Source organism: Marinobacter sp., assembly GCF_041984545.1.
Taxonomy (GTDB): domain Bacteria; phylum Pseudomonadota; class Gammaproteobacteria; order Pseudomonadales; family Oleiphilaceae; genus Marinobacter.
Genome location: NZ_JBHIXV010000003.1, coordinates 75,153 through 89,171, shown reverse-complemented (window position 1 = coordinate 89,171; position 14,019 = coordinate 75,153). Strand labels below are relative to the sequence as shown.

Annotated in this window: 13 protein-coding genes; 8 read left to right on the top strand and 5 right to left on the bottom strand. The window is 60.7% G+C overall.

Annotated features, from left to right (window positions below):
• Positions 1 to 223: 223 nt before the first annotated feature.
• The 8 genes from ACFC20_RS02255 to ACFC20_RS02220 all read left to right on the top strand — a co-directional run bounded on the left by ACFC20_RS02255 (position 224) and on the right by ACFC20_RS02220 (position 11,101).
• On the top strand, positions 224 to 2,419 hold the full coding sequence (locus ACFC20_RS02255; RefSeq protein ID WP_375191577.1) for an FAD-dependent oxidoreductase: 2,196 nt from the start codon (positions 224 to 226) through the stop codon (positions 2,417 to 2,419).
• A gap of 79 nt (positions 2,420 to 2,498) precedes the next feature.
• Entirely contained in the window at positions 2,499 to 3,470 is a 972-nt protein-coding gene (locus ACFC20_RS02250; RefSeq protein ID WP_375191576.1) for a radical SAM protein, read from the top strand.
• A 448-nt stretch (positions 3,471 to 3,918) separates the two neighbouring features.
• Entirely contained in the window at positions 3,919 to 5,322 is a 1,404-nt protein-coding gene (locus tag ACFC20_RS02245; RefSeq protein WP_375183302.1) for a sodium:solute symporter, read from the top strand.
• Between the two features lie 3 nt (positions 5,323 to 5,325).
• Entirely contained in the window at positions 5,326 to 6,276 is a 951-nt protein-coding gene (locus tag ACFC20_RS02240; protein ID WP_375183301.1) for a metallophosphoesterase family protein, read from the top strand.
• Between the two features lie 149 nt (positions 6,277 to 6,425).
• Positions 6,426 to 6,941, top strand: a complete 516-nt coding sequence (gene ectA / locus ACFC20_RS02235) for a diaminobutyrate acetyltransferase (protein WP_375183300.1) — start codon at positions 6,426 to 6,428, stop codon at positions 6,939 to 6,941.
• Positions 6,942 to 7,180: 239 nt separating this feature from the next.
• Positions 7,181 to 8,449, top strand: a complete 1,269-nt coding sequence (gene ectB / locus ACFC20_RS02230; RefSeq protein WP_375191575.1) for a diaminobutyrate--2-oxoglutarate transaminase — start codon at positions 7,181 to 7,183, stop codon at positions 8,447 to 8,449.
• 54 nt (positions 8,450 to 8,503) lie between these two features.
• Positions 8,504 to 9,946 (top strand): aspartate kinase, encoded by a 1,443-nt coding sequence (locus ACFC20_RS02225; protein ID WP_375191574.1) that lies wholly within the window; start codon positions 8,504 to 8,506, stop codon positions 9,944 to 9,946.
• A 156-nt stretch (positions 9,947 to 10,102) separates the two neighbouring features.
• Positions 10,103 to 11,101: an RNA polymerase sigma factor RpoD/SigA gene (locus ACFC20_RS02220; protein ID WP_375191573.1), complete on the top strand. Its 999-nt coding sequence runs from the start codon at positions 10,103 to 10,105 to the stop codon at positions 11,099 to 11,101.
• Positions 11,102 to 11,108: 7 nt separating this feature from the next.
• Here the strand turns inward: ACFC20_RS02220 and ACFC20_RS02215 are convergent, their stop codons facing one another.
• The 5 genes from ACFC20_RS02215 to pdxH are packed head-to-tail and all read right to left on the bottom strand — an operon-like array spanning position 11,109 to position 13,883.
• Complete coding sequence (locus ACFC20_RS02215) at positions 11,109 to 11,564, bottom strand: DUF3429 domain-containing protein (protein WP_375191572.1); 456 nt, start codon at positions 11,562 to 11,564, stop codon at positions 11,109 to 11,111.
• Complete coding sequence (locus tag ACFC20_RS02210) at positions 11,561 to 11,866, bottom strand: DUF6482 family protein (protein WP_375191571.1); 306 nt, start codon at positions 11,864 to 11,866, stop codon at positions 11,561 to 11,563. The genes ACFC20_RS02215 and ACFC20_RS02210 overlap by 4 nt, the downstream gene beginning before the upstream one ends.
• Positions 11,867 to 11,922: 56 nt before the next feature.
• The gene (locus ACFC20_RS02205; RefSeq protein ID WP_375191570.1) at positions 11,923 to 12,504 is read right to left on the bottom strand and encodes a DNA-3-methyladenine glycosylase I; all 582 of its coding nucleotides are present in this window, start codon (positions 12,502 to 12,504) and stop codon (positions 11,923 to 11,925) included.
• Positions 12,505 to 12,523: 19 nt separating this feature from the next.
• The gene (locus tag ACFC20_RS02200) at positions 12,524 to 13,279 is read right to left on the bottom strand and encodes a 4'-phosphopantetheinyl transferase family protein (RefSeq protein WP_375191569.1); all 756 of its coding nucleotides are present in this window, start codon (positions 13,277 to 13,279) and stop codon (positions 12,524 to 12,526) included.
• Complete coding sequence (gene pdxH / locus ACFC20_RS02195) at positions 13,248 to 13,883, bottom strand: pyridoxamine 5'-phosphate oxidase (RefSeq protein ID WP_375191568.1); 636 nt, start codon at positions 13,881 to 13,883, stop codon at positions 13,248 to 13,250. Before pdxH ends, ACFC20_RS02200 begins: the two co-directional genes overlap by 32 nt.
• Between the last annotated feature and the right edge of the window lie 136 nt (positions 13,884 to 14,019).

The window sequence follows — 14,019 nt, the reverse complement described above, 5'->3', positions numbered from 1 at the left end:
AATGGCGATATGTCTATGAGGCTGCCGAAAAGCTACGTATCGGCTGTGAACACGGTAGGTGTAACCGAAATGTTAGATATTCATGAGCATTCGTTGACACAATGGCGGTTTACCTGACGTACAACTGCAATATCGCCTGGATACGCACGGCAGGGCTGTGCTTTAAAACCCCCGCGGTCGGGTGTCATTTTGCCCGTGGCTCTGAATCAGAAAGGACTTTTGCATGACGTTCAAGAAATGGATCCTGATCGCCGTGATTGCCGCGGTTGTCACCGGATTTGTCTCCGCCGGCGGTACCGAGGTTCTGACGCTCGACAATCTGAAGGCCAACCAGCAGGCCATCGGGCAGTGGATCGATCAGAATCTGGGGCTGGCGGTGCTGGGTTTTGTGGCTGTCTATGTGCTAGTAACTGCGCTCTCCCTGCCCGGAGCTGCCATCATGACCCTGGCCGGTGGCGCCTTCTTCGGGAACCTGTACGGGCTGGCCGCGGTATCGGTGGCCTCAACCATCGGGGCCTCCCTGGCATTTCTGGTGGCCCGGTTCCTGATGCGGGACACGCTGCGCAAGCGCTACAGCCAGACCGTCGCCAAAATGGACCGGGGCATCGAGAAGGACGGCGCCTTCTACCTCGCCACCCTGCGCCTGGTGCCGGTGTTCCCCTTCTTCCTGATCAACCTGGCTATGGGCCTGACGGCCATGAAGCTGCGCACCTACGCGCTGGTCAGCTGGGCCGCCATGCTGCCGGGTACCTTCGTGTATGTGAATGCTGGCACCCAACTGGGCCAGATCGAATCCACCGCTGACATCGTCTCGGCCGATCTGCTGCTGTCGTTTGCCCTGCTGGGTCTGTTCCCGCTGATTGCCAAGTTTGTCGTGGGCTTTCTTCGCCGCCGCAAGGTGTACGCCGGCTGGCAAAAGCCCGCGCACTTTGACTACAACCTGCTGGTAATCGGCGGTGGTTCGGCCGGTCTGGTTTCTGCGTACATCGCCGCGGCCGTAAAGGCCAAGGTGGCACTGATCGAGAGAGACAAGATGGGCGGCGACTGCCTCAACACCGGCTGCGTGCCGTCCAAGGCCCTGATCCGCAGTGCCAAAGCGGCGGACACCCTGCGCCACGCCAACCGCTACGGGCTGGAGTCGGTGCCGGTCAAAGGCTCGTTCAAAAACATCATGAACCGGGTCAGGGAGGTGATCGCGAAAGTGGAACCCCACGATTCGCCGGAGCGCTACCGCAAGCTGGGCGTGGACTGCATTGCCGGCGAAGCCAGCTTCGTGTCGCCCTGGGAGCTGGAAGTCCGCCACAACGATGGCCGCACCGAAAGGCTCACTGCCCGCAGCATCGTGGTTGCCACTGGCGGCAAGCCGGCCGTACCGCCCATTCCCGGCCTGAAGGACATGGAACCGCTGACCTCGGACAACCTCTGGCAACTGGAGGAGCAACCGGAGCGCCTGCTGGTACTGGGCGGCGGCCCAATCGGCTCCGAGCTGGCCCATGCCTTAGCCCGCCTTGGCAGCAAGGTGACACAGGTGGAGATGGGGGATCGCCTGCTGGCGAAAGAAGATACCGACGTTTCCGAACTGGTGCTGAAGCAGTTCCAGGCGGACGGCATTGATGTCCGGCTGAAACATTCCGCGGCGGAGTTCCGTATTGAGGAAGGCGAGAAGGTGGCCTATTGCGAACACGAGGGTGAGCGGGTGCGTCTTCCTTTCGACCAGGTACTGGTGGCCGTGGGCCGCGCGGCCAATACCGCCGGCCTGAATCTGGAGCGCATCGGCGTGGACACCCTGCCCAACGGCACGGTTCCGGTGGAAGAGGACATGAGCCTGCGTTATCCGAACGTGTTTGCCTGCGGCGATGTGGCCGGGCCCTACCAGTTTACCCACGCGGCCTCGCACCAGGCCTGGTACGCGGCGGTAAACGGGTTGTTCGGCCAGTTCAAGCGCTTCCGGGTGGATTACCGGGTGATGCCCTGGGTAACGTTCACCTCACCGGAAGTGGCCCGGGTGGGGCTCAGTGAGGCCGAAGCGAAGGCCCAGGACGTGGCCTACGAAGTGACCCGATATGGGCTGGACGATCTGGACCGGGCCATCGCCGAAAGCGAGGACCACGGTTTTATCAAGGTGCTGACTCCGCCCGGCAAGGACAAGATCCTGGGCGCTGTGGTGGTGGGCGCCCATGCCGGGGAAATCCTGGCCGAGTTCACCCTGGCCATGAAGCATGGCCTGGGCCTGAACAAGATTCTTGGAACCATTCACCCCTACCCGACCTGGAACGAGTCGGCCAAGTACGCAGCCGGTGAATGGAAACGGGCCCACGCGCCCGAAGGCGTTCTGAAGCTGTTGGAGAAACTCCACGGCTGGCGCCGGGGCAAGGAAAGACGCCAGCCCCTGAAGCACAACGATGTGACCACAGGCTGACGGAATGGCGTAGGGCGTGAACCCTTTGGCTTCTGCCCCTGTCTGTGGTCCGTGAACACTGAAGTATTGAGGAGCAGTCATGCCCGTGATCGAAGCCAGAGCGGCCCGAAAAAATCGCATTCCGGCTGTGGAGGTCCTGGAGCCCAGGGCCCGGGACAGCTGGACCCACACCCGCAACGGCGACCCAAGGGGTTACATCGACGCCGACCGACTCAAGGAGCTGTGGATCCACACCGGCACCGCCTGCAACCTGGCCTGCCCCTTCTGTCTGGAGGGTTCTCATCCAGGCGACGGCCGCATTCCGGGCATGAAACTGAGCGACGTAAAACCGTTCATTCACGAAGCCCTGGAGATGGGCGTGGAGCAGTTCTCTTTCACCGGCGGTGAGCCGTTCGTGATCCGGGACTTCGTCAACATCCTGAACTACGCCAGCCAGCACCGTCCCTGCTTCGTGCTGACCAACGCCACCGAACCGCTGCACAAACGTCAGCACCAGGTGTTGCCCCTGCTGGACAACCCCTACCCGATCCATTTCCGGGTCAGCCTGGATTTCCCCGACCGCGCCCGCCACGACAAGGATCGCGGCGAGGGCAGTTTTGACGAAGCCCTCGAGGGCATCCGCTGGCTGATCGAGCAGGGCTTCAAGGTGTCCATCGCCCGCCAGACCGATCCGGAGGAAATTCCCTCTGAGGTAGAAGCGGCCTTCCGGGCCATTTTCCGTGCCCACGGCATTCCCGAGAATCTGGCCTTCACCGCGTTCCCGGACCTGGGCACGCCCGGCTCGGAGGACGGCAGCCCGGAGATTACCGAAACCTGCATGGAAAAGTACCCCACGCGCGAATCCCGGTCGCACTTTATGTGCACCTATACGCGGATGCTGGTGAAGAAGGGCGACCAGGTGCGGGTGTATGCCTGCACGCTGGTGGACGATGACCCGCAGTACGACCTCGGTGGGACGCTGGCGGAGAGCATGGATGAGCGGATTATGTTGCGGCACCACCGGTGTTTTTCCTGTTATCGGTTTGGCGCCAGTTGTTCGGCGCCGGTTTAGGTTTGGCGTTTGTTTCCTGTAGGACTGATGGCTGGTCATTGGCGGCCTGGGGGGTGACGTTATTTTCCCTTGGGAAAAACAACTCGCTTCGCTCAGACATCTTTTTCCTGGCGGGAAAATAACGTCACCCCCCAGACCGCGGATAGGACTTTGCTATTCGGTTGCTGAGTGGGAAAGAAATGCGAAATCAGAAGAGTGATTAAGCGAGCCGAAGGGATGGCTGATGTCTAACTCCTCCGCCGGGGAAGCCAAAACTTAGGTTGAACAAGGGGCAGGCCGGATGGGGTTTCAAAAAATGTGGAGCGCCAGGGATGGCGCGACCAAGCCCCCCATGGATGGGTTCACGGGCGTTTTTTTGAAACCCCATCCGGCCTGACCCGAAATGCGCCCAAGCCAGAAACCCCGGGAAAAGCCCCGGACTAAACGACAAAGAACAAGGTAAGAAAACATGAACTTCACAGAGGCCGCCCTGTTCTGGGGATTCCTGCTGGTCTACGGCGTGGTGATGTATTGGCTGTCGCCGAGGAGCAAGAATGCGAATTCGTTCTATAAGGGCGCGGACGACCAGGGCAATCCGGTGGGTCAGTGGTCACTCACGGCGAGTATTTTTATCAGCTGGATCTTCGCCAAATCGGTGACCAACGCCGCCAACCTGGGGGCGGCCTACGGGGTGGTCGGGGGGCTGGCGTATGCCAGCTACTGGCTGTCGATTCCGGTGGCCGGCTACATCATTTATCTGATCCGGACCCAGACCGGCGCCCGGAGCTTGCAGGATTTTCTGACCTCCCGGTTCGGCCGGCTGGCGGCGCTGGCGTTTGCCGCGGCCATTCTGATCCGGCTGTACAACGAGGTCTGGAGTAACACCGCCGTGGTGGGTGGTTACTTCGGGCTGCCCGGCGAGTGGGAGTATTACGCGGCGGCGATGCTGTTTACCGTGTTCACTCTCGCCTACAGCCTGAAAGGCGGGCTGCGGTCATCGATCTTTACCGATGTGATCCAGGCGTTTGTGTTCGTGTTCTTCGTGGGTGCGGTGCTGTTCCTGATTGTTCCGGCCAACGACACCAGCGCCCTGCTGACCAACGGCGAGTTCCGGCTCAATGCCGGGTTTGATCTGTTGTTGGTGGCTTTGCTGCAGCTGTTCAGCTATCCGTTCCATGATCCGGTGCTCACCGACCGGGGCTTCGTGAACAAGGAAAAAACCATGCTCAAGAGCTTTGTGGTGGCCGGGCTGCTGGGTTTTGTGGCGGTGTTTGTCTTCAGCCTGGTGGGCGTGCATGCCCGGCTTAACGGCATTGATGCCATGGGCAACGCGCCCGCGGCGGTGGGGCAGTCCCTGGGCTTGGCGGCGCTGTTCTTCATGAGCGTGGTGATGATGACCTCGGCCGGTTCCACCCTCGATTCCACCTTTACCTCCCTGGCCAAGTCCCTGGCAGTGGATCTGCCAAGGCTGGCCCGGCGCGCATCAGACAAACTGCCCAGCATGCGTGTGGGCGCGGTGGTGATGGTGATCTTCGCGTTCCTGGGCAACCTGCCCATGTTCGCCGGCACCGATATCCTCAAGGCCACGACCATCTCCGGCACCATGGTGATGGGGCTTGCGCCGGTGTTCCTGTTCTACGGGTTCACCCTGTGGTCGCCCTGGAGCTTTCATCTGAGCTTCTGGACCGGTCTTGGTCTGGGCGTGCTGCTGGCGGTCGGGCTGATTCCTGCAAGCTGGGCCATTGGCGATGGCAAGTACGGCATGTTGCTGGGCGTGAACGCCTACGGCTTCCTGATCTGCACCGCGGGTTTCTTTGTCCCGCTGGTGTTACGTCGGCTGGCGGGTCGCTCGCTGGCGGCTGGCGAGGCCTGAGCCATGACCGAGGGCCGCAGCTGTCCGCTGGCGTACTGGTACTCACCTGAGAGCCTGTGCCAGGAGCCCCAGACGGTCACGGAGGACGTGCTCTATATTATCGGCGGCCTGTATGGCAATCCCTGGGCCCTGGATGAGATCGAACAGATGGCGCTGGCCGAGGAGCGCCTGGGGCACCGGGTGAAGCTGGTGTTCAACGGCGATTTCAACTGGTTCAACGCCAGTGACAGTCTGTTCCGGTCGATCAATAACCGGGTGCTGGACCATCTGGTGAGTCTTGGCAATGTCGATTACGAACTGGCCCTGCCCAGCGCCGGTGCCGGCTGTGGCTGCGCCTATCCGGATTTTGTCGATCAGGGGGTGGTGGAGCGCTCCAACCGGATCATGGAGCGTTTGCAGGCGGTCGCCTGTGAGCACCCGGATATTCAGCGGCGGTTGTCGCTGTTGCCCCGCTACCGCTGCCTGATATTTGGAGGCCTAAAGGTTTTGGTGGTGCATGGTGATCCCGAGTCCTTGGCCGGCTGGGGCCTGGCCCACGAGTCTTTTGTCTCCGGCAACGGGGAGAGACTGTCGGACTGGTTCCGGGCAACCGGCGCCGATGTCATCGCCTCCACCCACACCTGCCTGCCGGTGCTCTGGACCGGTCGGGTGGATGAGCGGGCCCGCATGGTGGTCAATAACGGCTCGGCCGGCATGGGCAACCTGCGTTCCGATCCCCGTGGACTGATCACCCGCATTGCCCTTACCAGCCCTGTCACCGAGCCGGTTGCCGGTGCCGAACAGCGAGGACTTCACGTGTCGCTGATGCCGGTGGATTACCGCCTCGAGCAGTGGCTTCCGGAATTCGATCGACTCTGGCCTGCGGGTTCACCGGCGGCCGTTTCCTACCGTAACCGGCTCGTTCACGGGACCTCCCTGGTGCCGGATGACGTTGTCTTTTCGTCGAAAAATTAACCGGATTGTCACTGGCGAATGAGGGTAATCGGTCTATTCTGAAAGAAGGGGCCGAGGTACTGATATGGGCAGCATTTCCGGCTCACTTGAAATATATTTTGTGGTCTATATAATTCAACACTAACTTTTTGCCACGAATTGATCTCGCCATGACAACAGAAGGATCGAATACAACCGCCATCTCGCTTCGCAAACCGGCGAAGGACGATGGCTTCAGGCTTCATCAGCTGGTGGCGGAGTGCCCGCCGCTTGACCCCAACTCGATCTACTGCAACCTGTTGCAGTGCAGCCACTTTGCCGAAACCGGCGTGGCCGCGGAGAAGGACGGCGATCTGGTCGGCTTTATCTCCGGATACATCCCTCCCCAACAGCCCGATACCGTGTTTGTCTGGCAGGTGGCCGTGCACGAGAAAGGTCGTGGACAGGGCCTTGCCAAGCGCATGCTGAACGCCATTGTCAGTCGCGACGCGTGCAAGGGCGTGACCCACATGGAAACGACCATTACCGAGGACAACGAAGCCTCCTGGGCGCTGTTCCGGTCGTTTGCCCGCGACATGGGCGCCGAGCTCACCTACCACGAGCACTTCGAGAAAGGCACCCACTTTGGCGGCAAGCACGACTCTGAATTTCTGCTGCGCATCGGGCCCTTCACCAAGCCAGCCTGAGACGCCTTTCGCTGTGCCGGCGTTGTACCAGACGTTGTTAGCGAAACGTTGTGACCGAGTGGTTATCTGAACCGAGCTGTTATCGGAAATAGTTATCTGAACCAGCCGGCAGGCTACTGAGGTAGGCCTGCCAGACGGCTTCAATCAACGCGCGGTGGGCCTGATCGACACCGACACCGTATGACTGTGACAGGCTGCCACGCACCTACCTCGAACCTGACATGCTAAGAGGCAAGATCATGGAAATTTTCAAGTCGACTGAATCCGAAGTACGTGTGTACAGCCGTGCCTTCCCGGTAATTTTCAACCGTGCCAAGAACGCGCACCTGTACACCGAGGACGGTAAGGAATACCTGGATTTCCTGGCCGGGGCCGGTTCCCTGAACTACGGCCACAACAACGACATCCTGAAGAAAGCCCTGCTGGAATATATTGAGGCCGACGGCGTGAGCCAGGGCCTGGACATGTTCACCAAGGCCAAGCACGACTTCATGGAGTCGTACAAGAAGTACATCCTTGAACCGCGTGGTCTGGACTACAAGATGCAGTTCACCGGCCCCACCGGCACCAACTGTGTGGAAGCCGCGCTCAAGCTGGCCCGTAAGGTAAAAGGCCGTAACGGCATCATCTCCTTCACCAACGGCTTCCACGGCGTCACCATGGGTGCGGTGGCCACCACCGGTAACAAACACCACCGTGGTGGTGTCGGCACGCCCCTGGGCAACGTCGATTTCATGTTCTACGACGGCTATCTGGGTGAGGACGTCGATACCCTGGAGATCATGGACAAACTGCTGAGCGACGGCTCCTCCGGTTTCGAACTGCCCGCCGCCGTGATTGTTGAGGCGGTCCAGGGTGAGGGCGGCCTGAACGCCTGTCGCGCCGAGTGGCTCAAGGGCCTGTCCGAGCTGTGCAAGAAGCACGATATCCTGCTGATCCTGGACGACATCCAGGCCGGCAACGGCCGGACCGGTGAGTTCTTCAGCTTTGAGTTCGCCGGTATCAAGCCGGATATTGTCACTGTGTCCAAGTCCCTGAGTGGCTACGGCCTGCCCATGGCGCTGGTGCTGTTCCGTCCGGAGCTGGATGTGTGGGATCCGGGCGAGCACAACGGTACCTTCCGCGGCAACAACATGGCCTTCATTACCGCCCGTACTGCCGTGGAAACCTACTGGAAAGACGACGCCTTCGCCAACGAGGTGAAGGCCAAGACCAAGGTGCTGGGCGACGCCCTGCAGGCGATTTGCGACAAGTACCCGGGTGAGTTCAAAATGAAGGGGCGCGGTTTGATGCGTGGTATCGAAGCAACCCACGCGGACATTACAGGCCCTATTACCAAGCGTGCCTTCGAGCACGGCCTGATCATCGAGACCAGTGGTCCGAATGATGAAGTCATCAAGTGCCTGATGCCGCTGACGACCAGCGAGGAAGACCTGAAGAAAGGGGCTGCCCTGCTGGCGCAAAGTGTCGACGAAATCATGCAGGAAGGGCTCAGCGAGGCCTCGTAAGGCCCGCTGTCCCTCCGCTGGACATTCATGCTGCAGGATAGCAAAGGCAAACCTATGACTAGCCAACAACATACCGTTGAAAAAATCGGCGGTACGTCGATGAGTAACTACGAGGCCGTCCGCGATAACATCATCATCGGGAATCGCAAGAAAGACGAGCTGTACCAGCGCATTTTCGTGGTGTCCGCCTACGGTGGTGTGACCAACGAACTGCTGGAGCACAAGAAGACCGGAGAGCCGGGTGTCTATGCCCTGTTTGCCGATTCGGAATCGGACTGGGCCTGGGGCGACGACCTCACCAAGCTGGTCAAGTTCCTGACCGACATCAACGGTGAGCTGTTCGAAGACCCCATGCTCAAGCAGCAGGCGGACCAGTTCATTACCGACCGTATCGAAGGTGTTCGCGGCTGTCTCATAGATCTTCAGCGCCTGTGCTCCTATGGCCAGTTCCAGCTCGAGGAACACCTGCTCACCGTGCGCGAAATGCTCGCCGGTATCGGCGAGGCCCACAGTGCCTTCAACACCGCGCTCAAGCTTCAGCAGGAAGGCGTCAACGCCCGGTTTGTGGACCTGACCGGCTGGCGCGACAACGAGCTGCTGCCGCTGGACGAAAAGCTCAAGCAGGCCTTCGACGCTGTGGACCTGTCCCGGGAGCTGCCGATCGTGACCGGGTACGCGCAGTGCAAGGAAGGCCTGATGCGCACTTTCGACCGAGGCTACAGCGAAATGACCTTCAGCCGGGTGGCAGTGATCACCAACGCCCGGGAAGCGATCATTCACAAGGAATACCACCTGAGCTCCGCCGACCCCAACATCGTGGGGGCCGACAAGGTGGTGCCGCTGGGCCGCACCAACTACGACGTGGCCGACCAGCTGGCTAACCTCGGCATGGAGGCGATTCACCCCCGCGCCGGCAAGGGTATGCGCCAGAACGAAATTCCGCTGCGGGTGATGAACACCTTCGAGCCGGAGCACACCGGTACCCTGATCACCGGCGATTACGTCAGTGAGAAGCCCCAGGTGGAGATCATCGCCGGTGCCAAGGGCGTATTTGCCGTGGAAGTGTTCGACCAGGATATGCAGGGTGAGCCGGGGTCTGATCGCCGGATTCTGGACGTGCTGGCCCGCTTCAAGGTGCGTTTCCTGTCCAAGGACACCAACGCCAACACCATCACCCACTACGTGGGCAGCACCCTCAAGCACGTCAAGCGTGTGGTCAAGGCGTTGAAGGAAGAGTTCCCCAACGCCGAGATCAGCACCCGCAAGGTAGCGGTGGTGTCAGCCATTGGCAGCGACATGAAAGTGCCAGGCATCCTGGCCCGCTCGGTCAAGGCCTTGGCCGACGAGGAAATCAGCGTATTGGCCCTGCACCAGTGCATGCGCCAGGTGGACATCCAGTTTGTGGTGGACGAGGACAACTACGAGAAGGCCATCGTGGCCCTGCACGGTGTCCTGATCGAGCCCCACAATCACGAATACGCCATCGTGGCCGCCTGATCGGCACCCCTGCCGAACCCAGGTAACCGAAGCGGCGCCCGGCGCCGCTTCGCGTTTCTTCCTCTTTCCTGCGCGTTTTTACGGACCTCCGCCGGTAAATCCATCGGCATCCACCGCTCGTACCTTCTGGTACATTTTCTGACCGGTACCTTGGCCATGCCTAACATCGACAGGCTGGGACCGTCTCCGACAACGCCCAACGATGGTGAAAGGGATTCCCTGGTCGGGCTGTACTTCAGGGATGCGTCCCGGTATGAACTGCTGACGGACGAGGCCGAACGCCGCCTCTCCCGTAAACTCACTCGCTGCTACCAGATCATCAGCGACGAACTGGCCCTGCCGCCAGAGACGCCGCAGACCTTCCGGGAGGTGATTGGCAGCCTGGGGGACGCGTGCGCGTTTTCATCCCGATGTCGCCGGGCGTTTCATCTTGCCACCGCCTGTCGCCGCAAGCTGATCCAGAGCAATCTGCGTCTGGCGGTGCACATTGTCCGTCGCTACGGCCAGCACGGCATACCCATGTCGGACCTGATCCAGGATGCGAACGTGGGCCTGATCAAGGCGGTGGAGCGGTTTGACCCAACCAAGGGCTTCCGGTTTTCCACCTACGCCTACTGGTGGATCAGCGAGGAAGTGAAGCGCTGTTTGCAGCGGGGCACCCGTTTGGTGCACACACCGGAGAACGTGGTGGATGAGATCCGCCAGATGCAGAAGGTGTCGTTGCGACTCCACCAGAGCCTGGGGAGAACCCCCTCACAAACGGAGCTGGCCCGGGAAATGGAGGCAACCCCGTCTCGAATTGGGGAGCTCAGGGCCCTGGCCACGCGGGAGCTGTCTACGGATGTGCCGCTGGTGGAGGATGGCTCGGTTACCCTCGCCGACAGCCTGGACGCGGGTGATGCAGTGGCACCGGACCACCCCATGAAAGACCGTGATCGGCGACGCACCCTCAGTTCCATGCTGAGTGAGCTGAGCGATCGCGAAAAGGACATTCTCTCGCGCCGCTACGGTCTGGGACTGCCTGAACCGGAGACGCTTCAGGTGATTTCCGATGATCTTGGGATCAGCCGGGAGCGGGTCAGGCAGATTGAGAAGACGGCACTGCGTAAGCTGCAGAGCCGGTACGACAGTGCTGAGGATGCTCTTGGCGCCTGACCGCTGGTCAGGCGCCGTGTAACAGCAGGAACGAGGCCGCCGCGATCACCTGGCACACCAGTACGACCGAAGTCAGCAACAGCCTGAGACGAAGGTACCACTGCGGCCAGTAGATCCGCATCCAGCGAGCATCCACCAGATAGAGTCCAAGATAGGCCACCGTGTACAGCACAATCTGGCCGGTTACCGGTAGTAGCAGGCCAATGCCCGCGGACACAAAGAACACCTGGCTCAGCAGCATGGTCATCAATGGCGACATCGGATAGGAGCAGTTGTCCAGTTGCATGGCGATAGGCCAGTAGACCCCTGCCATGAAGGCCAGAATCCCGGCGCTGTACAGGTAGAAGTACCCCAGCAATGCCACGCTGTGCTGGGGAACGAGGAAAAGACCGAAGATGCCGGCCAGAAACGGAACAAGACCGGCAATGCCTACGAGAACGGCAAGTCTGGAAACCGAAATCATGATTTCTGCCTCTGCACCCGGATCCGCAACGGCTCTATCTCTGCCGGTTTCATGCCCACCATTTCATGGTAGGCGGATGGGTGCACAACCTGCGTTTCCCGAATGGTGAACGAGGCGAGCGTGTCCTGGATCTGCCAGGCACTTCGGAACAGGCTGGTTGTACCCTGTCTGTCTGAAAGAAGAAACAGCTTGCCGTCCAGGCTGAGACGGGCCATGTAATGCTGGCCCTCGAGGGACAGTATCTCAAGCAGGTCGATAACCGGGTTTTGCAGGCTTCGGAGCTGGTCGAGGGTGATGCGCACGATGTTCTCCAGGATTCATTGCTCTCCTGAACGTACGACCCTCCTGGCTATTGAGATCATTGACTCAGTAAATAACAGGCACGATGTTGGGGGCACTGCACCAGATGATCATTCACCATGCCGGTCGCCTGCATGAAGGCATAGACAATCACCGGCCCGACGAACGTGAAGCCGGCCTTTTTGAGTGCCCGGGACATGGCCTCGGAGGCGTCGGTGGCCACCGGGACTTCCTCCAGGGACTGCCAGTGGTTCTGGACCGGCTGGTGGTCCACGAATGACCACAGGAAATCGCTGAAACCAACGCCTTGATCCCGCAGGGCGAGGTAGGCCCGCGCGTTCTTGATGATGGAGTGGACCTTCAGGCGATTGCGGATGATGCCCGGATCCTGCATCAGCTCCTCCACCCTGGCGTCATCGAACCGGACAATCTTTTCGGGATCGAAATGGGCAAAGGCCGCGCGGTAGGACGCCTGTTTGCGAAGAATGGTGATCCAGCTCAGGCCCGCCTGCTGGCCATCGAGGCACAGCTTTTCAAACAGGGCGAGATCGTCGTACTCGGGACGTCCCCAGACTGTATCGTGGTAGTGCACGTACAGTGGATCGTTGCCACACCAGGGGCAGCGGCCGGCGTCTGCCATGTCTAGTCCTCCCGCGGGGTCAGCGTTTGGGGCGAATGGTCCGCTGGAACAGGGGCTCCCAGGAGCTTTCGAGGGTTTCCGCCTGCACCAGCGCAAAGGCCGGAGGCGGCGGTTCCAGCAGGGAAAAGTCCGGCCAGATCGGCCGGGAACCCCGGTACACAACGGTGACCAGGAACCCTTCAATGTAGCAGCAGGAGGCCTGCCAGTCCTCTTCCGGGCGATCGCCATACATCTCGAAGTTCCTGCGCACTTCCAGGGTTTGCAGGTTGCCGGCGATGCCCCGACCGGTGGCTTTCAGCCAGGCTTCTTTCAACGTCCATACCTTCAGGAAGGTGTTGGGGTCGTCGTCCCGGAACAACCACTCCTGTTCCACCGCCGAAAACCAGCGGCGGGCCACTTTGTGCCACTGAGGATGGCGCTGGCAGGGCTCCAGATCAAGACCGATGGGGGAACCTGCCAGGGTGGCGCAGGCGGACAGGCCGTGGCTGTGGCTGAGCGACAGTTGCCAGCCCCCGGGCTCGCCGGAAGCCACCGGGCGCCCGTCCACGGGCCGGCAGCCGGACGGATTCTGGCCTGAGGCCCCGGCAATGGCCTGGCGAATCAGCCACCGGCTCGAGAGGTATTCCCGGCGTCGCGGCCCGCTGAACTTGCTGACGGTGTCGCGCTCATAGTCGGTGAGCCAGAGTGGCTCGGGCTCCTCGATACCCTCCGTCTGGTGGCAAAGCCAGACCGAGGGCTTGTGCTCAGGGCTGGAGTCGTTGGATGAGCCAGCCATCACTGTCCTTAACGTATTCAAATCGATCATGGAGTCGGCTGGGTCTGCCCTGCCAGAATTCGATGCGCTCAGGCACCACGCGGTAACCACCCCAGAAGCTTGGCAGCGGCACGTCGCCGTCACCGAACTTGCGCTTGATTTCAGCCACCTTCTGCTCCAGGAGTCCCCGGGAGGTGATCACCTGGCTCTGTTCGGACACCCAGGCGCCAATCTGGCTGCCCCGGGGGCGGGAGGCAAAGTAGCGCAGGGATTCGGTTTTGCTCACTTTCTCAACCGTGCCCTGGATGCGCACCTGCCGGTTTAACCCGATCCACGGGAACAGTAGCGCTGCCCGCGGGTTTTCCGCCAGCTCTCTGGCCTTGCGGCTGCCGTAGTTGGTGTAGAAGACAAAGCCGGTGTCATCAAAATACTTCAGCAACACGGTTCTCAGGTCCGGCATGCCGTCGTGGCCGGTAGTCGCCAGTGACATGGCATTGGGTTCGAGAATCCCGGCCTCTCTGGCATCGCCGAACCAGTGTTCAAACTGCCGGATGGGGCTGTCATCCAGGGATTCACGATCCAGGCCTTCACTTTCGAAATCTCGACGCATGTCGCCGATGTCCATAAACCGTCCTCATACTCGTGCGGAAACGACACGGGTTTTACGTGGTGGAAGCATATCGGGTTCAGGGCTGGCTGTCAGCGAGCTTTCTGTCGTGTCGGTTTACAGAATGACAACAAACCTGATGGATCCTGTCCGT

Bases quoted from the DNA above. Each gene is read 5' to 3' on its own strand.
- ACFC20_RS02255 (WP_375191577.1), top strand. From the start codon at position 224: ATGACGTTCAAGAAATGGATCCTGATCGCCGTGATTGCCGCGGTTGTC.
- ACFC20_RS02250 (WP_375191576.1), top strand. From the start codon at position 2,499: ATGCCCGTGATCGAAGCCAGAGCGGCCCGAAAAAATCGCATTCCGGCT.
- ACFC20_RS02245 (WP_375183302.1), top strand. From the start codon at position 3,919: ATGAACTTCACAGAGGCCGCCCTGTTCTGGGGATTCCTGCTGGTCTAC.
- ACFC20_RS02240 (WP_375183301.1), top strand. From the start codon at position 5,326: ATGACCGAGGGCCGCAGCTGTCCGCTGGCGTACTGGTACTCACCTGAG.
- ectA (WP_375183300.1), top strand. From the start codon at position 6,426: ATGACAACAGAAGGATCGAATACAACCGCCATCTCGCTTCGCAAACCG.
- ectB (WP_375191575.1), top strand. From the start codon at position 7,181: ATGGAAATTTTCAAGTCGACTGAATCCGAAGTACGTGTGTACAGCCGT.
- ACFC20_RS02225 (WP_375191574.1), top strand. From the start codon at position 8,504: ATGACTAGCCAACAACATACCGTTGAAAAAATCGGCGGTACGTCGATG.
- ACFC20_RS02220 (WP_375191573.1), top strand. From the start codon at position 10,103: ATGCCTAACATCGACAGGCTGGGACCGTCTCCGACAACGCCCAACGAT.
- ACFC20_RS02215 (WP_375191572.1), bottom strand. From the start codon at position 11,564: ATGATTTCGGTTTCCAGACTTGCCGTTCTCGTAGGCATTGCCGGTCTT.
- ACFC20_RS02205 (WP_375191570.1), bottom strand. From the start codon at position 12,504: ATGGCAGACGCCGGCCGCTGCCCCTGGTGTGGCAACGATCCACTGTAC.
- ACFC20_RS02200 (WP_375191569.1), bottom strand. From the start codon at position 13,279: ATGGCTGGCTCATCCAACGACTCCAGCCCTGAGCACAAGCCCTCGGTC.
- pdxH (WP_375191568.1), bottom strand. From the start codon at position 13,883: ATGGACATCGGCGACATGCGTCGAGATTTCGAAAGTGAAGGCCTGGAT.